Source organism: Ruegeria sp. YTSC192, from assembly GCF_059609705.1.
Genome location: NZ_JBXWMG010000012.1, coordinates 66,334 through 86,943 on the forward strand (window position 1 = coordinate 66,334; position 20,610 = coordinate 86,943).

Sequence of the window (20,610 nt, forward strand, 5' to 3'; positions counted from 1 at the left end):
CTGTTGAACGGGCTCAAACAGCTAGGGAACAGGGCGAATGGCGCAAAAGACGCTTTTGAAAGGGCGCGTTCTGAGTTTTGACGGCTCACCCTTTGAGGGTGAACCAACGGATGCAACCAAGCTCGACGAGGCGGTCGTGATCGAGGATGGGCGCGTTCAGGCCGTCGGCGCGCTGGATCGCTTGCGTGCTGCGCATCCGGATGCCGGGGTTGCAGACTACGGCAAGCACCTGATCATGGCCGGGTTCGTCGACCCGCATGTGCATTTTCCGCAGACCGCCATGATCGCGAGCTGGGGCAAACGGCTGATCGACTGGCTGAACACCTATACCTTCCCCGAAGAGATGAAGTTCAGCGATATCGACTACGCCACCGAAATCGCCAACCGTTACCTTGACCTGACAACCGCGCATGGAACGACGACCATGTGCAGTTTCTGCACGATTCACCCTGAAAGCGTCGATGCCTTTTTCTCGGTCGCCCAACAGCGCGGCCAACGGGTTGTTGCAGGCAAAACCTGCATGGACCGCAACGCACCCGAAGGGCTGCGGGACACGGCGCAAACGGCCTATGATCAGTCTCAGGCCCTGTTGGAGAAATGGCACCGTGTGGATCGTCTGTCATATGCGATCACGCCCCGGTTTTCCCCGACCTCAACACCGGAACAGCTTGAGGCGATGGGCGCGCTCTGGGCCGAGCATCCGCATTGCCTGATGCAAACCCATCTGAGCGAGCAAACCGATGAGATCGAATGGGTCCGGTCCCTGTTCCCGGATGCGCGCGACTATCTGGATACCTATGAAAAATTCGGCCTGCTGGGTCAGAACGGCCTTTATGGTCACGTCATCCATTTGGAAGACCGCGAGCGGGATCGGCTGCGCGAGGTGGACGCCGGCCTGGTACATTGCCCGACCTCGAACACTTTCATTGGATCAGGCCTGTTCGATATGAATGGGTTGATCCGAGACGGCCACCGCGTTGGTCTGGCTACCGATACCGGTGGCGGGTCCAGCTTTTCGATGCTGCGCACCATGGCCGCCGCTTATGAGATCGGCCAGCTTCGCGGTCGCCCGCTGCACCCGGCGCAATTGCTGTGGCTCGGTACAATCGGATCGGCGCAAACGCTGCGGATGGACGACTGTATCGGGAATGTTGCCCCCGGGATGGAGGCCGATCTTGTGGTGATCGACCTCGCCTCGACCCCGGCTATCTCTCAGCGCGAGGCTCATGCGGATGATCTGTGGGAGGCGGTGTTCCCAACCATCATGATGGGAGACGACCGCGCCATTGCCGATGTCTGGATCGGAGGGGCGCAGGTCGCGCGTTGAATACGCCTTCGGCGTATGCCTCCGGCGGAGGTACTTTTAGCCAGATGAAGAGCGGATCCCGCTATTGGGCAAGCGCGTGGGCCAGACGGTTTTGGGTCTCGATGACGCGCGGCAGGTCAATTGTCGTGATTTGCCTGTCGCGCACGATCTGGCGGCCTTCGACGAACAGATGTTTGACCTGCATTGGTCCCGCTAGAAGCAAGGCCGCCGGGTCCCAGCTGCCCGCACTTTCGAGGCTTGTGCTTGTATCCCAGACGGCAATATCGGCCCGTTTACCCGGCATCAGCCGCCCGCAATCGGGCCGTCCAAGCACGTCGGCTCCACCCCGTGTTGCGATCTCAAGCGCTTCGCGGGCGGACATGGCATCTGCGCCATTCACGACGCGTTGCAGCAACATGGCTTGCCGCGCCTCGAGCATCAGGTTGCCGTTGTCATTGCTGGCCGATCCGTCCGCGCCCAGACCGACCTTTACCCCCTGATCCCGCATGGCCCTCACTGGCGCAATGCCAGACCCGAGGCGACAATTTGAGCAAGGACAATGGGCCACGCCGGTTCCTGTTTTGGCGAACAGGTCAATCTCTGCCCCGTCCAGTTTGACGCAATGGGCATGCCAGACATCTGCTCCGGTCCAGCCCAGTTCTTCGGCATATTGGCCAGGGCGACAGCCGAATTGGGCTTCGGAATAGGCGATATCTTCATCATTCTCGGCCAGATGGGTATGCAGCATCACCCCCTTGTCGCGCGCCAAAAGTGCTGCGTCTCGCATCAGGTCACGGCTTACGGAAAAGGGCGAACAGGGGGCCAGACCCACCCGGCACATTGAGCCATCAGAAGGATCGTGAAACGCATCCACCACGCGGATCATATCGTTGAGAATGTCCTGCTCACGCTCAACCAGACTGTCGGGCGGCAGGCCTCCGTCACTTTCGCCGATACTCATCGCGCCGCGTGTGGGGTGAAAGCGCATCCCCAATTCCGAGGCGGCGGCAATCGTGTCTTCAAGCCGCGCTCCGTTCGGGTAGAGGTACAGGTGATCGGAACTGAGTGTGCAGCCCGACAAGGCAAGCTCGGCCAGCCCAATCTGCGCCGAAGTGAACATCTCATCCGGTCCGAACCCTGCCCAGATCGGGTAGAGCGTCTGCAACCAGCCGAACAGCAAAGCGTCCTGCCCGCCCGGAACCGCCCGTGTCAGCGTTTGGTAGAGGTGGTGATGCGTATTCACCAACCCCGGTGTCACAACACAGCCGGAGGCATCGTGGAGTTCTCCGGTTGTCGTCAGACCCTGGCCGACATTGGCGATCTGGCCGTCCCGGATCAGGATATCCGCGCCGTGCAGTTCCTGGCGATCATCATCCATTGTCAGGATGATGTCGGCATTTTTGATCAGTATCTCGGGCATTTCACGCTCCTGCTTCTGCCCGTCTCAAGCAAGGAGTGCACTAGCCAGCGGAAAACGGGCGCAAGAACCGGCTCGGGCCAGTTTACCCATGCGCGGCCAATGCGGCAATGACATTCAATAGTTTCGCAGGATCTCCAAAGCCGCGGCGTGGATTTCCGCGTTGGCGGCGGCCAAGGCCCTTCCGCCGTTGTGGGCCGGGCCACCCTGCCAATCGGTGACGATACCGCCTGCGGCTTCTATCACGGCAATCGGCGCCTGAATGTCATAGGAGTTCAACCCGGCCTCGATCACCAGATCGGCCTGACCTGCCGCAAGTAAAGCGTAGGCATAGCAGTCCATGCCATAGCGCGTCAGTTGTACCTGCTCGGCGACAGCCTGAAAGCCTGCGCGATCCTCAAGTGTGCCGACCTCAGGGAAGGTGGTGAATAGGGTCGCCTGCTCTAGTGCCTGTGTTCCACGTGTTTTCAGCGAAGTCTTACCCAAGGGGCCGGTCAACTGCGCAATACCTGGCCCGCCCACAAAACGTTCACCAATATAGGGCTGATCGACCACGCCCATGATCGGGCCATCTTGAGTGGACAGGGCGATCAGAACACCCCAGGTTGGTGTACCGCTGACGAACCCTCGGGTGCCGTCGATCGGATCAAGCACCCAGGTCCGGCCCGAAGACCCCTCAACCTGACCGTATTCTTCACCAAGAATTCCATCTTCTGGCCGACGCTGCGCCAAAACCGACCGCATAGCTTGTTCCGCCGCGCGATCAGCCACAGTAACGGGATCATACCCGCCTGCCAGCTTGTTATCGGTTTCGAGATCAGTTTGCCTGAAATACGGAAGAATGGCTGCGCGCGCGGCGTCAGCCATTTCTTCGGCAACTTCAAGGTCGGTCAGGTCGGTCTGGCTCATGCAGCACAGGTGCTGCGAACACAGACCGATGTCAAGCCGTGGTGATCAGGCAACGTCGCTAAGAACGCGTGCCAGTTCAAACAGGCGGCGGCGTTGGTTTTCCGGAATCGCGTAGTAAGAGCGGACCAAATCCAAGGCTTCCTTGTCCCCCATCAGATCAGCGGGAACCCCATTCTTTTCGGATTTTTCTTTCTGGCCATCTTCAAGACCTTCAAAGAAAAAGCTGACCGGTACGTCCAGCGCATCAGCGATATCCCATAGGCGGGAAGCACTGATTCGGTTCGCCCCGGTTTCATATTTCTGGATTTGTTGAAACTTGATACCAACTTGCTGCGCCAACTGCTGTTGGGTCATGCCAATCAGCCAGCGGCGATGTCGGACACGCTTGCCCACATGGACATCCACGTGATGAGTCATTGGTATTCTCCTCTACTACACACACTTCTGTCGCGGGATGTCGCGCCGTCCACATAAACGAAAGCTAGAGGACTCCCCCTTAAGAATCCCCTAACCAGACATGTGCGATCCCCCGATACAGCACTAGCGGTCACTATTGCCGCTTTTGAATTCTATTTCAAGCAGGTTGAATTGGGAACTTTGTACGTTGGTTTACGGTTGTGCAGAATCGTGCATCTGGCCAAAGCTCCCCAAAAGGCTGCGACCCATCGCCCAAATACCACAGCAAAGCGATTGACAATTTTGTGGATAGGTCGACCTATTCCCCTCAACAACCAGAGGTCAGGCGAAATGCTCGCATATCGTATCGAGTCGAATGGCTCAAAAGCGCGTCTAGTCGATATTGTCGCGCCGGCCCCCGCCGAGGGACAAATCAGGATCGCGATCAAAGCATGCGGCCTGAACTTCGCCGATTTATTGATGCAAAAGGGCACGTATCAGGATACGCCTAACCCTCCGTTCACATTGGGCATGGAAATCGCCGGGGTTGTCGATGAACTGGGGCCCGCAGTCTCTGGCTTGAAGGTGGGTGATCGTGTCGCTGTCTACTCTGGCAAGGACGGGTTGGCCGAGTTCGGAGTGTTCGACGCGGATCGGGCCATTCCCATCCCGGATGGAACCAGCTTTGAAGAGGCCGCAGCGATCCAGATCGCCTATGGCACCAGCCACCTGGCACTGGATCATCGCGCCCGGTTGCAGCCGGGTGAAACCCTGCTTGTGACCGGAGCCGCCGGTGGCGTCGGATTGACAGCAGTTGAAATCGGCAAACTGATGGGCGCGACGGTGATTGCCCAAGCGCGCGGCGCAGAGAAGCTTGAGGTTGCCCAAACCGCCGGGGCAGATCACCTGATAGACGCCTCCGAAGACCTGCGCACCCGTGTCAAGGATCTAGGGGGCGCTGATGTGGTCTATGACGCGATCGGTGGCGACGTGTTCAAAGCCGCTTTCCGCGCCACCAACCCCGAAGGCCGTCTGTTGCCAATCGGCTTCGCCGGCGGAGAAGTCCCTCAAATCCCGGCCAACCACCTGCTGGTCAAGAACCTGACGGTGATCGGATTCTATATCGGCGGCTACCTGAATTTCCGCCCCGACATCGTGCGCAACAGCTTTCAGACGTTGTTCCGGTGGCATGCCGAAGGGAAGATTGCCCCCCATATCAGCCACTCCCTGCCCTTGAACGAGGTTGAACACGGTCTGCGCCTGTTGAAAGAGCGCAAATCCACCGGCAAGATCGTGATTACGCCCTAGCCTGCCACGGCGCGCAACGGCGCACTGCCCAGCATTCGGAAATTCCTGCGCACCAGTTGCGCCAATGCCTCGATGATCGCATCGCGCCCCGGCTCTCCACCATAAAGGTTGATCATATGTGCGGGCAGATCGGGCAGCGCACCACCCGAGTCAATCTTTTCAAGATGCGCGGCCTCGGTGCCGTCCAGCATCGCGTGAATCGCCAGATCGGCGCTGACGGTGGCTTCGATGGTGCGATCGTTCTCGGTTTCGACTGAAAGCTCCCACGGGATACCTGCGGCATCCAGTGCGGCGATAACCTGCGGGCGGAACATGCAGCGCCGCCCCAATGCAATCGGCACGGGGTTCTTGCGCCATGCCGATCCACCCGGCGCGCCGATCCAGCGCAGCGGCAGTTCGGCAATGGTTTCCGATCCGTCAGCCGACGAAGGCTCGGTCGTCAGGATCAGATCACATTCCCCGCGCTTGAACATATCCTTGAGCTGTAGCGAATAAGACGAGATCAACTGCACCCGCACGCGCGGGAAATCGGCGTTGAACCGTTGTAGAACACGCGGGATCGCCGGATAGACAATATCATGAGGGACACCCAGAACCACCTCACCCTCAAAGGCTTGATCCGTGAGTTTCGAGATCACCTCATCATTCAAAGCGATCATCCGGCGCGCATAGGCCAGCAACTGCTCGCCCGAGGCCGTCAGTGCGATGGTCCGCCCGCTTCTGTCCAGCAATTCAAGGCCCAAAAGCTCTTCCAAACGCTTCAGCTGCATGGAAACCGCCGATTGCGTCAGGTGAAGAAACCCCGCCGCCCGCGTCACGCCGCCCTGATCGGCCACTGCCACAAAGGACCGCAATGTGGTGATATCCAGATTTCTCATGTTCACAAATCCTTATGCATCCAATCAAAAATATTCGTTTTTAAAATGTGCCCTATTCCACCATATAAATCAAGGAAGTTGATGAGACCGATTTAAACCATCTGAAACACGAAAGGATAGACCATGAACTCGATCGCTCTGAACCGCCCCTGCCCCCAACATAAACAATCCCTTTTTCCACGGTTTCTGTCCGCCATGTCCATACGACGCCAACGCCAACAGCTGGCCCGGCTGGACGCCCGCGCCCTGAACGACATCGGTGTCACCCGTTCTGAGGCCGAAGCCGAGGCTCGCCGCCCGATCTGGGATGCCCCTCAATTCTGGAAAAGATGCTCCTGACACTCAGGTTTATTGATCAAGGTGCGATCTGCGGCAGCAGGTCGCCTTTTTTCTTGCGTATTTTGGCCGGTTTTGCAGTAGAAACCCTTGAAACACACGCTGCAGTTGCCGATATTCAGCAGGAAAGTAGGCCTTATCCGTAGGTCGCACACAAATACGTTCAGGGAGACCTTGTATATGGCACAATTCGATACGATTCGGACGGCCGCAGGCGCACGCGCCGCCGAGATTGATGAGGGCCTGCGCGCCCACATGAACAAAGTCTACGGCACGATGTCCGTGGGCATGCTCATCACCTTCCTCGCGGCCTGGGCGATCTCGGGTCTGTCGATCACTACCGATCCTTCGGCCGCTGTCGCGCAGCTGAACGCGAACACCTACCTGACCGCGCTGGGTCACTCGATCTATGTCTCGCCGCTGAAATGGGTGATCATGTTCGCACCGCTGGCCTTTGTGTTTGGCTTCAGCGCCATGATCAACCGCATGTCGGCCGCGACTGCACAACTGGTTTTTTACTCGTTCGCCGCCGTAATGGGCCTGTCGATCAGCTGGATCTTCATCGCTTTCACCGGTCAGTCGATCATTCAGGTCTTCCTGATCACCTCGATCGCTTTCGCAGGCCTGTCGATCTACGGCTACACGACCAAGAAAGACCTGTCGGGCATGGGCACCTTCCTGATCATGGGCGTTATCGGCCTGATCGCGGCATCGGTGATCAACATCTTCCTGGCCTCGTCCGCCATGGCCTTTGCGATCTCGGTCATCGGCGTTCTGATTTTCGCTGGCCTGACCGCCTATGACACACAGCAGATCAAGAACACTTACCTGCAGATGGCACATGCCGGCGATCAGGAGTGGTTGGGCAAAGCCGCAATCATGGGCGCGCTGAGCCTGTATCTGGACTTCATCAACATGTTCATGTTCTTGCTGCAACTGCTGGGGAACCGAGAGTAACCCTCTCACCCACCACAGAAACCATTCAAACCTGCCAGGATCCGATCTTGGCAGGTTTTTTTGTGCCCGGTCGCACCGCAGGCGGTATGGTTCGCAGGCGATGGCGGAGCGTCACCCCTCCAGCTTGCGCGCCACCAGATACGAGGCCGGAAAGGCCGCCACAAACCCCACCACCGCCGCCAGCACGATTGGAAGGGCCGTGGTGTATCCCATCACCAGAACAGCAATCACGGCTGTGCCTGCGAGGGTAGAGCCAAGGAAGATATGAACGATCAACATCAGGGGGAGCATTGCGACCTCATTCAGATATTCAACTGTGCGCAATCACTAGCGCGTTGATCGAATTCGGTCCTTGATCTGGGTCAGAGGTTTGGGGGTCGCAGGCCACTTGCGACGGCCAGTGAGTATCCGTTTGAGGAAACGCGTGGAGCGGCTGAATGGAAGCGGTAAGAACCGCGACCAATCCAAGCGGATGAGCGGCATCCCGGAAGCCGTCCAGTGGACGAACTCAGCCGCAAACGCGGAGCCCCGGAGCGCCAAAGCGTTCGAAACGGTTGATCAGTAGAACGGAGGGCAGCGCCGACCCGAGGGGTGGCGCAAACGCGCCGCCACATGGGGGCGGGTCGGCTCGGCCCGGCGGTGCCGCCGGGCGAGACAAACCCTTGTGAAACCCAGACACTTGTGAAGGTTGAAAGATACAACTTAGTACTACTGCTGTCTCGCTGAGCAAGAGACCTTAACCGTCAAAACACGAGCTAATTTATGAAGAACTCATTTCCAAATAAAGGTACAGCAGTAGAACAACTCATTCGACGAGAGTTTGCATACGAATTGGGGCTCTACCTTCAAACGTGCGCGCACATTGAAATGATGGCCAGCGCCTTAATTGTTTGCTTGAGAGGGCTGGAACCAGAAAGCGAGGATTGGTTTCATGAGTACTGTAAAGTTAGAAAGCTCCGCACTGGTGACTTCCTCAAACAGCTCGGTAAATGCAGTGAGCCAGCAAAAACATTTGGGTTCTCGGATGAGCTATCCAAGCTATCTGACTGGATTAAACGATTTGTACAGAATCGGCATATGGCCGCACACGGCGCATTCTTTGACAGTCCCCAAGGTTTCATGCGTGTCGACTATGTAACCAAAACCGGTACGAAAAAGGAACCCAAGTTTCAGCGCGAAAATACCGCTGTGACGCGGGAGCAAATTGACGTCGTACTAAAAGATGCTGACAGGATCTATCTCACTGTTTTGAGCATGATTGCCCTTATTCACGAAGACCTTCCATCCAGAATACATCAAAGAGTTGTGCCGATAGTAGAGCACCCAACCTAAGAAAACCAAACTTCTTCATCGATCTAATCGCGTGGGCACGTAGTTGGCTGCGCCAACGGCTTTCGCCTACCCACCGAAAAAATGGGCAGACTCAGCTGTCCATTTTTAAGGCGCTAATAAACGCCTCCTGCGGGATATCCACTTTCCCGAACTGGCGCATCTTCTTCTTACCCGCCTTCTGCTTGTCCAGCAGCTTGCGTTTCCGCGTGGCGTCGCCCCCATAACACTTCGCGGTCACGTCCTTGCGCAGCGCTGAGAGGGTCTCGCGGGCGATGACCTTGCCTCCGATGGCGGCCTGGATCGGGATTTTGAACATGTGGCGCGGGATCAGGTCTTTGAGCTTTTCGCACATCGCCCGGCCCCGCATCTCGGCCCGGTCGCGGTGAACCATGGTCGACAGCGCATCAACCGGTTCGTCATTCACCAGCACCGACATCTTGACCAGATTATCCTCGGTATAGCCGGTCATCTGGTAGTCAAAGCTGGCGTAACCTTTTGTTACCGATTTCAGGCGATCATAGAAATCAAACACAACTTCGTTGAGGGGAAGGTCATAGACAACCATCGCACGTGAACCGGCATAGGTCAGGTCCAGCTGGATGCCGCGGCGGTCCTGACACAGTTTCAGCACGTCGCCGAGGTATTCATCCGGCACCAGAATGGTCGCCTTGATACGCGGTTCCTCGATATGGTCGACCTTCGACGGATCGGGCATGTCGGCGGGGTTGTGCAGCTCGATCATCTCACCGTCTTTCATGTAGACGTGATAGATCACCGACGGCGCAGTGGTGATAAGCTCGATATCATATTCGCGCTCAATCCGGTCGCGGATGACCTCAAGGTGCAGCAGCCCAAGGAAGCCGCAGCGGAAGCCAAAGCCCAGCGCGGCCGAGGTTTCCATTTCAAAGCTGAACGAGGCGTCGTTCAGCGCCAGTTTGTCGATCGCGTCGCGCAGGTCTTCGAATTCGGAGCTGTCAACGGGGAAGAGACCACAGAACACCACCGGCTGCGCGGGTTTGAAGCCATCCAGAGCGACCTCGGTGCCGTTGCGGTCGTTGGTGATGGTATCCCCAACGCGAGTGTCGCGGACCTGTTTGATCGATGCGGTGAGAAAGCCGATCTCACCGGGGCCGAGGCTGTCGACCATCTCCATCTCGGGCCGGAAGACACCGACGCGGTCGACATGGTGCAGGGTGTTGTTCGACATGAACTTGACCCGCATGCCTTTTTTCAACGTGCCGTCCATGATGCGGACCAGAACGATAACGCCGAGATAGGCGTCGTACCACGAATCCACCAGCATCGCCTTGAGCGGCGCGTCCAGATTGCCCTGCGGTGCGGGCAGTTGCTGCACGATGGCCTCAAGCGTTTCGTGGATGCCCTGCCCCGTCTTGGCGCTGACCTGAATGGCGTCGGTCGCGTCAATGCCGATCACATCCTCGATCTGTTCCGCCACGCGGTCGCAGTCGGACGCGGGCAGGTCAATCTTGTTCAGCACCGGCACGATCTCATGATCAGCGTCGATGGCTTGGTACACGTTCGCCAGCGTCTGCGCCTCGACCCCTTGGGTCGAGTCCACGACCAGCAGAGAGCCTTCGACCGCGCGCATTGAGCGGCTGACCTCATAGGCAAAGTCCACGTGGCCGGGGGTGTCGATCAGGTTCAGCACATAATGCTCGCCATTGTCGGCGGTATAGTCGATGCGAACCGTGTTGGCCTTGATGGTGATCCCGCGCTCGCGCTCGATATCCATGCTGTCGAGCAGCTGTTCCTTCATGTCGCGATCCTTGACTGTCCCGGTCTCTTGGATGAGCCGGTCAGCAAGGGTGGATTTGCCATGGTCGATATGCGCGACGATGGAGAAATTGCGGATATGAGCGAGGTCTGTCATGGGTTGGGATATGTCCGGAGTTTGTGGTCTCGTCAAGCGCTGAAGCGTTGCAAAAAAGGCCATTCCCGCAGCTTTCTGACCAGTAGCATTTACCGGATTCTAGCCAATGGGTAGAATACCTACAGCGACTGATCCGAATAAGAACCAGAAAGCAGCTGTCAGGTGGCCGACTATTCTATCTTCGTTTTGGGCGAAAGCCAGCTAACGATTTCGGTCGCGCAAGGGCTGGACGGCCTAACTCAGGGCACTGGCATCCATCTGATTGGCGAAACAATCACAATCGACTCGCGTGCTGCTACAGAAGTCTTCATCACGGACGCAGGTTCAGACACGAGCTTTGCGGACAATGATGGCAATCAGCGTTTGGATGGTGACCAAACAATCGATGGAACCCTGTTTTCCAGTGGTACGCGGGTTGAGGCCGAATATGGAATTACCCTGACGGATGGAACCAATACCTACCAGGCGGTTGCCTTCAATGTGAATAACTCCTCCCCCGCCTTTGGTACCGTTGAAGGGATAGCTTTCATCGGCGGCCCGGGCGGGTTTCCTCCGTCAGGTATCCCGCTAACCGTCGTCAGCACACAAGAGGGTCCGAGCTTTGAATCCTCAGATTATGTGAGCCCCATCTGCTATTGCCGCGGAACACTTATAGAGACCCCGAAGGGTGATATCCCGATTGAGAAGCTTCAGGTGGGCGACTTGGTCTGGACGAAAGATGACGGGCACCTGTCAATCACTTGGGTCGGATGCCAAGATGTCATCGCGAGCGGCAGATTTAGACCTGTCGAAATTCCCCCCGGCCCATTGCAAAACCCAATTGCACTCAGCATTTCGCAGCAACATCGGCTGCTGATCACGCACCCTGCGGCTGAGTTAATGTTTGGGGCCCCGGACGTGTATGTTCCAGCAATCAGCCTTGTTGATGTTGGCCTTGCCCACTTCTCCGATGCACGCGCCGCTTGTTATCATCACATCTTGCTTGATCGACATAGCATCCTAAAAGCCAACGGGATTGAGTCAGAAAGCATGTTTGTTGCGAAAGCACCTCGAGACACAGAGCCAGACGCTTTGTTTTTTCGGAATATCGGCCCCTTAGCGGCCGGGCCAATGCAGATCGCGCGAATGCCACTAAGGCGTCGTGAAGCCACGGTCTTGCTTTGGGAAGTCCTACGTATTGATCCCAAGCCCCGTTTGATTCATACTCCGCCGCAGACCGAGAGGGGCGTAAGACCCGTCCGGGCAGGCAAAAACGAGGCATGAGCATGAAACAGTTCCTCCTAATCGCATTTTGTGCGGCATCGCTGACAGCGGTGGCTCCGGTTGCGGATGCGGCCAAGATCAAGCGGGCGTGTCTGGCGTCGGATCGTGACGCGGCGACGCGGGCGCGGTGTTCTTGCATTCAACGCGTGGCGGATCAGGCATTGACGCGCGGTGATCAGAATACAGTGGCAAAGTGGTTCGAAGACCCCCATCAGGCGCAGGAATTGAAGATGTCGCAGACCGCACGCGATGATGCGCTGTGGGATCGGTATCAGAACTTTGGCCAAATGGCGCAGGCGATCTGCAGCTAAGCCCTTCTGAAACCTTGACCTGATGCCCGCTGCGCCCCAGAAATGGCGCAGCGAAAGGTGTATCTTATGGTATTGAAAGGGCTGACCCTCCGGGGCCTTGAGGTGTTTGAGGCGCTGGCCCGGACAGGATCGGTAGCGCAGGCGGCCGAGATCACGGGTCTCAGCCAGCCCTCAATCAGCCAACAGTTGCGCAATCTGGAAAAGGCCCTCGGCACTGATCTGGTCGATCACGGGCGGCGGCCCATGCGGCTGACGCAGGCCGGGCGCAGCTTTCTGACCCGCGCGCAGGCGGTTCTGTCCGAGCTTCAGATGGCCCAAAGCGAACTGACCGTGATGGATCTGGGGCACCTGACGACGCTGTCCATCGGGTTGATCGACGATTTTGACAACGACCTGACGCCGCGGCTTGCGACCCTGCTGGCCGACAGCCTAACGCGCTCGAAATTCAAACTGATCACCCTGCCCAGTCTGGATCTGTTTACCGAGCTGGAGGCACAGCGCCTGCACATGGCCGTCTCGGCCCATAGTGGCGAGGTGCTGGCAGGGGTGGTCGAATACCCTCTGGTTCAGGACCCGTTCATTCTGGTTGCGCCAAGCAGCGTTCGCGACGGGGCCGAGGCCGTCGAGAATCTGCCCTTCCTGCGATATGCGCGCGAGCAGTTGATCAGCCGCCAGATCGAGTCCCATATCGCCCGGCAACAGATCGAGTTCGAAGAACGCTTCGAGATCGGCTCGCATCTGGCCCTTATGGCGATGGTGGCGCGGGGGTTGGGCTGGGCAATCACAACGCCGCTAGGATACATGCGCGCGGCCCGGTTCCACGAGGACCTGCACGCGCATCCCTGCCCGCTTGGGGCATTTTCGCGTACGATTTCGTTGTTCACCCGCACCGACTGGTCCGATCAGGTCCCGCAAGAGGTTTCAGGCATGATGCGACGTCTGATGCAAAGCCAGATGATCGACCCGGCCATTGCCAAGCTGCCCTGGCTCAGCGGGCAGTTGAGGGTGATAGACGGCTAGCCCTCAAGATGCATGGCAAGCCCGTCGACGGCGGTTTCGATCAGATCCAGCGCTCCGTCAAAATCCCGCGTGTAGTAGGGATCGGGCACGTGATCTGCCCCGGTCTGAGGCGCGAAATCAGTCAGCAAGCGCACGGGCGTTTCATTCCCGATTGGGCGCAGGGCTTCGATATTCGCGATGTTCTCAGCGTCCATCCCCAGAATCAAATCGAACCGTTCGAAATCCTTGGTCACGAATTGCCGGGCCCGCAGATCGCTCAGTTCGATATCCCGCGCTTTGGCTGCGGATTGCATCGGGCCATAAGGCGGCTTGCCAACATGCCAGCCCGCCGTCCCGGCGCTATCGGTTGTGTGATGGGGCGCACGAGCGCGAAAGGCGCCCTCGGCTGCAGGAGACCGACAGATATTGCCCAGGCAAACAAAGAGGATACGATGTGTCATGGGCCAATCTGTAACGCGTGAGGGGCATATGGAAAAGATCGTCATTTTGACCGGGGCTGGTATTTCCGCCGAAAGCGGCCTCAGCACTTTTCGCGACGAGGGCGGCCTATGGGCGCAACACCGGATCGAGGATGTGGCAACGCCTGAGGGTTTCGCCCGTGATCCCGCGCTGGTTCAGGGGTTCTACAATGCCCGCCGCGTGCAAGCCGCGAAAGTGCACCCCAACGCAGCGCACGAAGCGCTGGCCCGGCTGCAAAAGGACTTTCCCGGCGAAGTTGTGATCGTCACGCAGAATGTAGATGGGTTGCACGAAGCCGGCGGCGCGCAGGATGTGATCCATATGCACGGTATATTGTCCGGCGCGCTGTGCGCATCCTGCGATCACCGCTGGACCGCTCCGCCCGAGATGGCCGTGGACGAGCCCTGCCCGGCCTGCAATGCCCCAACCGCGCGGCCCGATGTGGTCTGGTTCGGGGAAATGCCCTATCATATGGAGGAGATCTTCGATCACCTCGCCTCAGCCACGATCTTTGCGGCCATTGGCACTTCGGGTCAGGTCTATCCAGCGGCGGCTTTCGTCCACGAAGCGCGGGCCGCCGGAGCGCACACGATTGAGATCAACCTCGAACCGACAGGCGGTGGCTTTGACGACCAAATCCTGGGCAAGGCAACTGAAACCGTAGAACAATGGGTCAACCGCTTGCTTGGCGCATGAATCTGAGACTACAGACAGGGTAAGGGCGTCCTACCCACCTTAAGAACAACAGAAACGAGGCCGCGACATGGCAGACCAAAACCCGAAAACCGGTGAAATTCTGGACAATGACAGTATGGCAGAACGCGACCGGCTAAGCGCGCAACTCTCAAGCCTGTGGTGGACGTTTCTGATACGTGGGATTTTGGCAGGTTTGGTCGGTATCGCCGCGCTGTTCTGGCCCTCGGGCAGCATCGCGCTGTTGCTACGGTTGGTTGGGGCGCTGTTGATCATCGACGGCGGGTTGACCCTGCTGGGGGTTGGCCGTCGCGGGCTGTTGGGCGGGGCGGCCATCGGCGCTGTCCTGATTGGCCTGATTCTGCTGATCTGGCCCGAAGGCACCGTCAAGCTGGCCTTCTTCCTGTTGGGTGCCTGGGCATTGATCATCGGCATCGGCTCACTGGCCGCTTCGCAACAAATGAATGAGCGCGATCCTCAACGCGGCTCGATGCGTGGATCAGGGATTGCCGCTTTGATCATCGGACTGGTGCTGCTGATCTGGCCAGCCGTTGCGCTGATCGCACTTGGATGGGCCATTGCCTTTTCAGCACTTGCGATTGCGGGTGTGATGTTCTGGCTGGCCAATCGTCTGCGCAACGCCAACGACCGGGTCGGCATGAAAAATATCAATCGCTAAAGTGCCTACATCAACCGATAGGTGCAAAAGGCCGGGCGTTCTGCCCGGCCTGACGCATGGATGACGGCCGCAGCGCGGCCCGAAGACAGGCGTTCGCCTAAAGCGTCCCGAAACGCTTTGGTTCGAATGCGACCCGTGGCCGTCATGGCCGTGCTTGTCCTAGCGTTCCAGATCTACCGGAATCTCAACCGCGACCTCACCTGCGTTTTCAAAAACCAGGGTAACCGGCACCGTCTCGCCTTGATCAAACGGGGTCTTCAGGCCCATGAACATCACATGGGCACCTCCGCGCTTGAGCGCAAAGCTCTCACCCGCCGGGATCACAAAACCTTCCTCGACATGCACCATCTTGGCCACGCCTGCATCGTCGATCATATGAGTGTGCAGCTCGACCCGGGCCGATACGTCCGAAATCACACTGATCAGGCGATCATCGGTTTCACTGGTGTTTTGTATCACCATGAAGGCCGCGCCCGCCTTGGCCGCCTTACCAGATGATCGCGCATAGGCGTCGTCTACCACGATGATATCAGCAGCAACGGCCGGAACGGCCAAAATGCAGCTGGTCAGAGTTGCGAACAGAGTGGATTTGAGGGACATCGCGCCTCTCCTTCTTTCAATTGGTCTGATTTGTATCCGAAGCGAAATCAGGCCAATGCAGGAGGCGCCCGCGCCGGTTTCCGGGGCAACGGCAGCGCGATCAGGCTTACATCCCGGCACGGCGGCTGAACGACAGCCAACAACGGTGCATCAGGCAATACCGGAGGATTGGGATCAACCGCCCCCAGCAGTGACAAAGCATAGTCAGGACAAAAGTGCGGAGGCGCAGTCGGCTGCCCCTCGTCGTCCATGTAAACGACAACGGGCCCGGAGCCGGTGCACAGCACCATCTGCCCCACGGCGCGGTCAACTCCGCGCGAAACAGCCAATCCCTGGCCTGTCAGCACAACCAACAGGCACATCACAACGGGCAGAATACGTGGCGCAAAACGTGTCATTCGGCCTCGATATAGGCCGCTGTGCAACCGGGCTTCAAGCGCCAAACCGTCGCGCCCGAAATCGCTTTAGTATTCCAGGCCGCGACGTTTTACGGTTCCCTTTGTGAGGCTGGTATGAGTCCGGTTCACCCGGCGCTGCATGCGCGAACATGCAGAAATCGCCTTACCCACCAGCGTACTCAGCAAAAGAAAGAAATAAAAACTTCTAAATGACATTGGACAACACTCGTCATGGATAAATCAATAATGTCAAAAATAGGGCAGCTTGGTCTGTGAACAAGATCACTCAAGCGAATTTTGTTTCCAGACCGGCCACAGTTGTCATCAGTCGTTTCCAACAAAAAAGCCCCGAACCACGCAGGTTCAGGGCTTGAAAATTGTATAGGTGTAAAAGTTTAGGCCGCGGCTTGTGCCTTGGCGATTTCCTTTTTCACTTTCAGAGCGTTTGCCGACAGCTCTTCGTCCTTGGCTTTCGCCAGGAACGCGTCCAGACCACCACGGTGGTCGACCGAGCGCAGAGCGGCGGCCGAGATGCGCAGCTTGACGCCGCGACCCAGGGTCTCGGACTGCAAGGTAACGTCGTTCAGGTTCGGCAGAAAACGACGACGAGTTCTGTTTTTGGCGTGGCTGACATTGTTGCCAGTCATCGGGCCTTTTCCGGTCAGTTCGCAACGGCGCGACATGGTTTCTTCCTTTGTTTCTGGAGGCCCGGCAAAAAGCCTGCGGCCAAATCACAAGGGGCACAACCCGAAGTCGCGCCCGAAAACTGGTTGGATGCGTGTAGTGGGAATCACTAGAAGGGTCAAGACACGGCAGAGGAATTCTTTTCCGAAATCGTTAGCCAGAGAACGGCCCGCCGGGCTGTGCCTGCGGCATGAGTATTTTTGAAAAGATGAAAGTGTCATCAGACCAGGCTCGCGAGCATTTTCTCGGCAGCGGCGGCAGGGCTTAGGCGACCTTGAGACACTTCGGCATCAAGCTGTGCCAATTGCGCCTTGGCCTGGGCGGTTTCAAGGCGCGCAAGCAGCGCATGCCGGACCTCCTGATCGAACCAATAGCGGGCTTGGGCCGCACGGTTGGACTGCCAATGCCCTGCCTCGCGCCGCCAATCGGTCAGCGTCTGGATTTCTGTCCATGCTGTGTCCAGCCCGTGTTCCTCGACCGCTGAAACCGCCATGGCCTTTGGGAAACCGTCAGGATCCTGAGGCCGCTTGCGCAAAAGGCGCAGGGCACCGGCGTAGTCGGCGCAGGTTCGGGTTGCGGTCGACTTCAGGTCGCCATCGGCCTTGTTGATCAGGATGATGTCGGCCATCTCCATGATACCGCGCTTTACGCCTTGCAACTCATCCCCGCCAGCCGGGGCCAGCAGCAGCAAGAACAGATCCGACAGCTCTGAGACCACGGTTTCGGACTGACCGACGCCCACGGTTTCGATCAGGACGACGTCGTAGCCGGCTGCTTCGCACAGGGCGATAGCCTCGCGGGTGCGGCGGGCGACGCCGCCAAGGTGGCTCTGACTGGGCGACGGGCGGATAAAGGCGTTTTTCTCGCGGCTCAGGCGCTCCATCCGGGTTTTGTCGCCCAGAATCGAGCCGCCCGAACGGGCCGAACTGGGATCGACGGCCAGAACGGCAACGCGCAGCCCCTGCCCGATCAGCATCATGCCAAAGCTTTCGATGAAGGTAGACTTGCCGACGCCCGGCGTGCCCGACAGTCCGATCCGCAGGGATTGTCGCCCGGATTGCGCCAGATGGGACAGCAACTCGGTCGCTTGCGCCCGATGATCTTCGCGCTGGCTTTCGACCAAGGTGATTGCACGTGCCAAAGCCCGGCGCTCACCCTGCAATATCCTGTCGCCCAAGTCAGCTATGTCCATCCATCCGGTCCCTCTAGATTCCGCCCTAAATGAATGCGCGGCACGTGGTTTGTCCAGAGGCCCCGCGGGAATAACTGCGCTGCTTCTGGACGTCGGGTCCCGCTTTGGCGATAAGGCCGCATGAGCCGTTTGCCGATAGATGACGCCATTCCAGACTTGCTGGAAGCCCTGAAAGCCCATGGTCGCGCCGTGCTGCAGGCCCCGCCGGGTGCAGGCAAGACGACGCGGGTGCCTCTGGCAATACTAAAGGCCGGGATATGCGCCGGTCGAATCGTGATGCTGGAGCCCCGGCGGCTGGCGGCCCGCGCAGCAGCCGAACGGATGGCCGAGACTCTGGGCGAACGCGCCGGGCAAACGGTCGGCTACCGTGTCCGGGGCGATGCGAAAGTGTCGAAGTCCACCCGGATCGAGGTGGTCACCGAAGGCATCCTGACCCGCATGTTGCAATCCGAGCCGGACCTGCCCGGCGTTGGCGCGGTAATTTTCGATGAGTTCCACGAACGCTCGCTGAATGCCGATCTGGGGCTGGCCTTGTGTCTTGAGGTTACCGGAGCCCTGCGGGATGACCTGATCTTGCTGGCCATGTCGGCAACGCTGGATGCAGGCCCTGTGGGGAGGTTGATGGACGCCCCGCTGGTGACTTCGGAAGGGCGCAGCTATCCGGTTGAAACGCGATGGTTGGAGAAACCGCTGGGTGCGCAGGCCCGGCGGCTGGATGCGCTGATGGATCTGGTCATAAAGGCTGAGCGGGAAAGCCGCGCCGTCGGCGGCGGTATACTCGTGTTTCTGCCGGGTGAGGGTGAAATTCGCCGCGCCGAAACCGCGCTGTCCGGGCGATTGCCGAAGGATTGCGTTGTGCGTCCACTTTTTGGCGCCATGCCTTTTGCCGCCCAGCGCGCGGCGATTGCGCCGGTTGAAAGCGGGCGGAAGGTGGTGCTGGCGACCTCGATTGCCGAAACCTCGCTGACGATCCCCGATATCCGCGTCGTGGTTGATATGGGACAGGCACGGCGGGCGCGGTTCGATCCTGGCTCGGGCATGTCGCGGCTGGTGACGGAACGGGTGACGCGGGCCGAAGCAACCCAGCGCGCCGGGCGGGCGGGCCGGGTTTCCGACGGGCTGTGCTATCGGCTGTGGTCGAAAGGCGAAGAGGGCGCGTTGGCCGCCTACCCGCCTGCCGAGATCGAGGCCGCCGATCTGACCGGGCTTGTGCTGGAACTGGCGCTATGGGGGGCTGAAGCCGGTGATCTGGCATTTCTGACAGCACCGCCCGAGGGCGCTCTGGCCGAAGCGCAGGCGTTGCTGACCCTACTGGGCGCTCTGGATAGCAAGGGGCGGATCACGGATCATGGGCGCGCACTGGCCGCCCTGCCCCTGCATCCCCGACTGGGTCATATGCTGGTCACGGCGGGGGCGCAGGCAGCCCCTCTGGCCGCGCTGATGGCGGAACGTGACCCGTTGAAGGGCGCTCCGGTCGATTTGTCCTTGCGGCTTGAGGCGCTGCGCGACGCCCGTGCGTTTCAGCGCAACCGGGTTTGGCAGGTCAATATGGGCGTGTTGGACCGGGTCAAGACCGAGGCCAAACGGTTGCGGGCGCAGGCCGGACCTGAGGCCAAAAACCTCAGCCCGGCCTCAATGGCCGCGCTGGCCTACCCAGACCGCATTGGCCAGAGGCGCAAGGGCGACGCCCCGCGTTATGTGCTGTCTGGCGGCAAGGGTGTTGTGATGGACAATGGCGACACGCTGGCAGGCGCGCCCTATTTGGTGGTCATAGATACGGACGGGAACCCGCGCGAGGCCAAGGCGCGCATGGCCGTACAGATCAGCGACAGCGAAATCCGCGCCCTGTTTGCAGACCAGATCGGATGGGAGACCAGCTGCGACTGGTCGAAACGCGACCGGAGGGTCATTGCGCGGCGGCAGGAACGCCTCGGCGCTATCACGTTGGAGGATCGGATCTGGAAAGACGTCCCTGAAGACGCGATTGCCCGTGCCATGCTGGACGGCGTGCGCGATCTGGGGCTGCGGCTGGTGGGTGCCGCCGCCCGGTTGGCCGCGCGTGTTAAATTGGTGCGCGCCGATGGAATCGATCTGCCCGACTTCTCGGGCCAAGGGCTGATCGACACAGTGGAAGACTGGCTGCTGCCCATGCTCTCGGGCGTGCGCAGCGCAGAGGACTGGAAGCGCTTTGACCTGCTGCCCGCGCTGCGGGCCCGTCTGGACTGGGCGCAGACTCAAGAGCTGGACCGCCGCGCACCGGGATCCTTCATCACCCCGCTGGGCCGCAAAGTCCCGATTGACTACAGCGGCGACGCGCCCGAAATCTCGGTGCGCCTGCAAGAGATGTTCGGTGTAACGCGCCATCCGGTGGTCGGTAGCACGCCGCTGAAGATCACCCTTCTGTCGCCCGCGCAGCGCCCGATCCAGATCACTCGCGATCTGCCGGGGTTCTGGGCTGGCTCTTACGCGGATGTGCGCAAGGACATGCGCGCACAATACCCCAAACACCCCTGGCCCGAAGATCCAACGCAGGCCGATCCGACGCTGCGGGCCAAACGCAGGCCCGGCTGAGGCGCTCGCG

Annotated in this window: 23 protein-coding genes; 11 read left to right on the forward strand and 12 right to left on the reverse strand. The window is 59.2% G+C overall.

All coding sequences use genetic code 11. The features are described from left to right. The first annotated feature begins 37 nt into the window (after nucleotides 1–37). Complete coding sequence (gene guaD, locus AC2FD8_RS16385; protein WP_496857871.1) at nucleotides 38–1,327, forward strand: guanine deaminase; 1,290 nt, start codon at nucleotides 38–40, stop codon at nucleotides 1,325–1,327. 61 nt (nucleotides 1,328–1,388) lie between these two features. Here guaD and AC2FD8_RS16390 read toward each other — a convergent pair whose 3' ends face one another. The 3 genes from AC2FD8_RS16390 to AC2FD8_RS16400 form a co-directional block, all read right to left on the reverse strand. Then, complete coding sequence (locus AC2FD8_RS16390; protein ID WP_496857873.1) at nucleotides 1,389–2,726, reverse strand: 8-oxoguanine deaminase; 1,338 nt, start codon at nucleotides 2,724–2,726, stop codon at nucleotides 1,389–1,391. A 114-nt stretch (nucleotides 2,727–2,840) separates the two neighbouring features. After that, nucleotides 2,841–3,632 (reverse strand): histidinol-phosphatase, encoded by a 792-nt coding sequence (gene hisN, locus AC2FD8_RS16395; protein ID WP_496857875.1) that lies wholly within the window; start codon nucleotides 3,630–3,632, stop codon nucleotides 2,841–2,843. A 45-nt stretch (nucleotides 3,633–3,677) separates the two neighbouring features. Beyond that, nucleotides 3,678–4,049: a helix-turn-helix domain-containing protein gene (locus tag AC2FD8_RS16400; protein WP_496857876.1), complete on the reverse strand. Its 372-nt coding sequence runs from the start codon at nucleotides 4,047–4,049 to the stop codon at nucleotides 3,678–3,680. Nucleotides 4,050–4,379: 330 nt separating this feature from the next. Here AC2FD8_RS16400 and AC2FD8_RS16405 point away from each other — a divergent pair, with 330 nt between their 5' ends. Next, complete coding sequence (locus tag AC2FD8_RS16405) at nucleotides 4,380–5,336, forward strand: NADPH:quinone oxidoreductase family protein (protein WP_496857878.1); 957 nt, start codon at nucleotides 4,380–4,382, stop codon at nucleotides 5,334–5,336. Here AC2FD8_RS16405 and AC2FD8_RS16410 read toward each other — a convergent pair. Further along, nucleotides 5,333–6,214 carry a LysR family transcriptional regulator gene (locus AC2FD8_RS16410; RefSeq protein WP_496857879.1) on the reverse strand — a complete coding sequence of 294 codons (882 nt, stop codon included), beginning with the start codon at nucleotides 6,212–6,214 and terminating at the stop codon, nucleotides 5,333–5,335. The genes AC2FD8_RS16405 and AC2FD8_RS16410 overlap by 4 nt on opposite strands. 123 nt (nucleotides 6,215–6,337) lie before the next feature. On the opposite strand from AC2FD8_RS16410, the gene AC2FD8_RS16415 reads away from it, so the two are divergent. Beyond that, nucleotides 6,338–6,553 (forward strand): DUF1127 domain-containing protein, encoded by a 216-nt coding sequence (locus AC2FD8_RS16415; protein ID WP_496857881.1) that lies wholly within the window; start codon nucleotides 6,338–6,340, stop codon nucleotides 6,551–6,553. Nucleotides 6,554–6,730: 177 nt separating this feature from the next. Then, nucleotides 6,731–7,507, forward strand: coding sequence for a Bax inhibitor-1/YccA family protein (locus tag AC2FD8_RS16420; protein ID WP_496857883.1), 777 nt, complete (start codon nucleotides 6,731–6,733; stop codon nucleotides 7,505–7,507). Nucleotides 7,508–7,618: 111 nt separating this feature from the next. On the opposite strand, the gene AC2FD8_RS16425 is transcribed toward AC2FD8_RS16420, so the two are convergent. Further along, nucleotides 7,619–7,798 carry a CTP synthetase gene (locus tag AC2FD8_RS16425; RefSeq protein ID WP_496857885.1) on the reverse strand — a complete coding sequence of 60 codons (180 nt, stop codon included), beginning with the start codon at nucleotides 7,796–7,798 and terminating at the stop codon, nucleotides 7,619–7,621. 471 nt (nucleotides 7,799–8,269) lie between these two features. On the opposite strand from AC2FD8_RS16425, the gene AC2FD8_RS16430 reads away from it, so the two are divergent. Then, nucleotides 8,270–8,839 (forward strand): hypothetical protein, encoded by a 570-nt coding sequence (locus tag AC2FD8_RS16430; protein WP_496857886.1) that lies wholly within the window; start codon nucleotides 8,270–8,272, stop codon nucleotides 8,837–8,839. A 91-nt stretch (nucleotides 8,840–8,930) separates the two neighbouring features. On the opposite strand, the gene lepA is transcribed toward AC2FD8_RS16430, so the two are convergent. Further along, entirely contained in the window at nucleotides 8,931–10,730 is a 1,800-nt protein-coding gene (gene lepA / locus AC2FD8_RS16435) for a translation elongation factor 4 (protein ID WP_496857888.1), read from the reverse strand. Between the two features lie 162 nt (nucleotides 10,731–10,892). Between lepA and AC2FD8_RS16440 the strand changes: the two genes are divergently transcribed. The 3 genes from AC2FD8_RS16440 to AC2FD8_RS16450 all read left to right on the forward strand — a co-directional run bounded on the left by AC2FD8_RS16440 (nucleotide 10,893) and on the right by AC2FD8_RS16450 (nucleotide 13,324). Next, nucleotides 10,893–11,993, forward strand: coding sequence for a Hint domain-containing protein (locus AC2FD8_RS16440; protein ID WP_496857890.1), 1,101 nt, complete (start codon nucleotides 10,893–10,895; stop codon nucleotides 11,991–11,993). A gap of 2 nt (nucleotides 11,994–11,995) precedes the next feature. Further along, nucleotides 11,996–12,304 (forward strand): hypothetical protein, encoded by a 309-nt coding sequence (locus tag AC2FD8_RS16445; protein WP_496857892.1) that lies wholly within the window; start codon nucleotides 11,996–11,998, stop codon nucleotides 12,302–12,304. Between the two features lie 66 nt (nucleotides 12,305–12,370). Continuing rightward, on the forward strand, nucleotides 12,371–13,324 hold the full coding sequence (locus tag AC2FD8_RS16450; RefSeq protein ID WP_496857894.1) for a LysR family transcriptional regulator: 954 nt from the start codon (nucleotides 12,371–12,373) through the stop codon (nucleotides 13,322–13,324). Here AC2FD8_RS16450 and AC2FD8_RS16455 read toward each other — a convergent pair. Further along, complete coding sequence (locus AC2FD8_RS16455; RefSeq protein ID WP_496857895.1) at nucleotides 13,321–13,764, reverse strand: low molecular weight protein-tyrosine-phosphatase; 444 nt, start codon at nucleotides 13,762–13,764, stop codon at nucleotides 13,321–13,323. The genes AC2FD8_RS16450 and AC2FD8_RS16455 overlap by 4 nt on opposite strands. 28 nt (nucleotides 13,765–13,792) lie before the next feature. Between AC2FD8_RS16455 and AC2FD8_RS16460 the strand changes: the two genes are divergently transcribed. Continuing rightward, nucleotides 13,793–14,479: an NAD-dependent deacylase gene (locus AC2FD8_RS16460; protein WP_496858022.1), complete on the forward strand. Its 687-nt coding sequence runs from the start codon at nucleotides 13,793–13,795 to the stop codon at nucleotides 14,477–14,479. A gap of 67 nt (nucleotides 14,480–14,546) precedes the next feature. After that, nucleotides 14,547–15,155 (forward strand): HdeD family acid-resistance protein, encoded by a 609-nt coding sequence (locus AC2FD8_RS16465; RefSeq protein WP_496857897.1) that lies wholly within the window; start codon nucleotides 14,547–14,549, stop codon nucleotides 15,153–15,155. Between the two features lie 5 nt (nucleotides 15,156–15,160). On the opposite strand, the gene AC2FD8_RS16470 is transcribed toward AC2FD8_RS16465, so the two are convergent. The 5 genes from AC2FD8_RS16470 to meaB all read right to left on the reverse strand — a co-directional run bounded on the left by AC2FD8_RS16470 (nucleotide 15,161) and on the right by meaB (nucleotide 18,029). After that, nucleotides 15,161–15,301: a hypothetical protein gene (locus AC2FD8_RS16470; RefSeq protein WP_496857898.1), complete on the reverse strand. Its 141-nt coding sequence runs from the start codon at nucleotides 15,299–15,301 to the stop codon at nucleotides 15,161–15,163. 13 nt (nucleotides 15,302–15,314) lie between these two features. Next, complete coding sequence (locus AC2FD8_RS16475; RefSeq protein ID WP_496857900.1) at nucleotides 15,315–15,755, reverse strand: copper chaperone PCu(A)C; 441 nt, start codon at nucleotides 15,753–15,755, stop codon at nucleotides 15,315–15,317. A gap of 47 nt (nucleotides 15,756–15,802) precedes the next feature. Beyond that, nucleotides 15,803–16,153, reverse strand: a complete 351-nt coding sequence (locus AC2FD8_RS16480) for a hypothetical protein (RefSeq protein ID WP_496857902.1) — start codon at nucleotides 16,151–16,153, stop codon at nucleotides 15,803–15,805. Nucleotides 16,154–16,548: 395 nt separating this feature from the next. After that, nucleotides 16,549–16,836, reverse strand: a complete 288-nt coding sequence (gene rpmB, locus AC2FD8_RS16485) for a 50S ribosomal protein L28 (protein ID WP_085794823.1) — start codon at nucleotides 16,834–16,836, stop codon at nucleotides 16,549–16,551. A 221-nt stretch (nucleotides 16,837–17,057) separates the two neighbouring features. Then, the gene (gene meaB, locus AC2FD8_RS16490) at nucleotides 17,058–18,029 is read right to left on the reverse strand and encodes a methylmalonyl Co-A mutase-associated GTPase MeaB (protein WP_496857904.1); all 972 of its coding nucleotides are present in this window, start codon (nucleotides 18,027–18,029) and stop codon (nucleotides 17,058–17,060) included. Nucleotides 18,030–18,149: 120 nt separating this feature from the next. Between meaB and hrpB the strand changes: the two genes are divergently transcribed. After that, the gene (hrpB, locus tag AC2FD8_RS16495; protein ID WP_496857906.1) at nucleotides 18,150–20,600 is read left to right on the forward strand and encodes an ATP-dependent helicase HrpB; all 2,451 of its coding nucleotides are present in this window, start codon (nucleotides 18,150–18,152) and stop codon (nucleotides 20,598–20,600) included. Nucleotides 20,601–20,610: the final 10 nt, after the last annotated feature.

What these genes read in the sequence shown, in the direction of transcription:
- lepA (WP_496857888.1), bottom strand. Translation starts at nt 10,730, where the DNA reads ATGACAGACCTCGCTCATATCCGCAATTTCTCCATCGTCGCGCATATC.
- AC2FD8_RS16455 (WP_496857895.1), bottom strand. Translation starts at nt 13,764, where the DNA reads ATGACACATCGTATCCTCTTTGTTTGCCTGGGCAATATCTGTCGGTCT.
- AC2FD8_RS16460 (WP_496858022.1), top strand. Translation starts at nt 13,793, where the DNA reads ATGGAAAAGATCGTCATTTTGACCGGGGCTGGTATTTCCGCCGAAAGC.
- AC2FD8_RS16400 (WP_496857876.1), bottom strand. Translation starts at nt 4,049, where the DNA reads ATGACTCATCACGTGGATGTCCATGTGGGCAAGCGTGTCCGACATCGC.
- AC2FD8_RS16415 (WP_496857881.1), top strand. Translation starts at nt 6,338, where the DNA reads ATGAACTCGATCGCTCTGAACCGCCCCTGCCCCCAACATAAACAATCC.
- guaD (WP_496857871.1), top strand. Translation starts at nt 38, where the DNA reads ATGGCGCAAAAGACGCTTTTGAAAGGGCGCGTTCTGAGTTTTGACGGC.
- AC2FD8_RS16405 (WP_496857878.1), top strand. Translation starts at nt 4,380, where the DNA reads ATGCTCGCATATCGTATCGAGTCGAATGGCTCAAAAGCGCGTCTAGTC.
- hisN (WP_496857875.1), bottom strand. Translation starts at nt 3,632, where the DNA reads ATGAGCCAGACCGACCTGACCGACCTTGAAGTTGCCGAAGAAATGGCT.
- AC2FD8_RS16475 (WP_496857900.1), bottom strand. Translation starts at nt 15,755, where the DNA reads ATGTCCCTCAAATCCACTCTGTTCGCAACTCTGACCAGCTGCATTTTG.
- AC2FD8_RS16465 (WP_496857897.1), top strand. Translation starts at nt 14,547, where the DNA reads ATGGCAGACCAAAACCCGAAAACCGGTGAAATTCTGGACAATGACAGT.
- AC2FD8_RS16470 (WP_496857898.1), bottom strand. Translation starts at nt 15,301, where the DNA reads ATGACGGCCACGGGTCGCATTCGAACCAAAGCGTTTCGGGACGCTTTA.
- AC2FD8_RS16450 (WP_496857894.1), top strand. Translation starts at nt 12,371, where the DNA reads ATGGTATTGAAAGGGCTGACCCTCCGGGGCCTTGAGGTGTTTGAGGCG.
- AC2FD8_RS16390 (WP_496857873.1), bottom strand. Translation starts at nt 2,726, where the DNA reads ATGCCCGAGATACTGATCAAAAATGCCGACATCATCCTGACAATGGAT.
- meaB (WP_496857904.1), bottom strand. Translation starts at nt 18,029, where the DNA reads ATGGACATAGCTGACTTGGGCGACAGGATATTGCAGGGTGAGCGCCGG.
- AC2FD8_RS16425 (WP_496857885.1), bottom strand. Translation starts at nt 7,798, where the DNA reads ATGCTCCCCCTGATGTTGATCGTTCATATCTTCCTTGGCTCTACCCTC.
- hrpB (WP_496857906.1), top strand. Translation starts at nt 18,150, where the DNA reads ATGAGCCGTTTGCCGATAGATGACGCCATTCCAGACTTGCTGGAAGCC.
- AC2FD8_RS16445 (WP_496857892.1), top strand. Translation starts at nt 11,996, where the DNA reads ATGAAACAGTTCCTCCTAATCGCATTTTGTGCGGCATCGCTGACAGCG.
- AC2FD8_RS16430 (WP_496857886.1), top strand. Translation starts at nt 8,270, where the DNA reads ATGAAGAACTCATTTCCAAATAAAGGTACAGCAGTAGAACAACTCATT.
- AC2FD8_RS16420 (WP_496857883.1), top strand. Translation starts at nt 6,731, where the DNA reads ATGGCACAATTCGATACGATTCGGACGGCCGCAGGCGCACGCGCCGCC.
- AC2FD8_RS16410 (WP_496857879.1), bottom strand. Translation starts at nt 6,214, where the DNA reads ATGAGAAATCTGGATATCACCACATTGCGGTCCTTTGTGGCAGTGGCC.
- AC2FD8_RS16480 (WP_496857902.1), bottom strand. Translation starts at nt 16,153, where the DNA reads ATGACACGTTTTGCGCCACGTATTCTGCCCGTTGTGATGTGCCTGTTG.
- rpmB (WP_085794823.1), bottom strand. Translation starts at nt 16,836, where the DNA reads ATGTCGCGCCGTTGCGAACTGACCGGAAAAGGCCCGATGACTGGCAAC.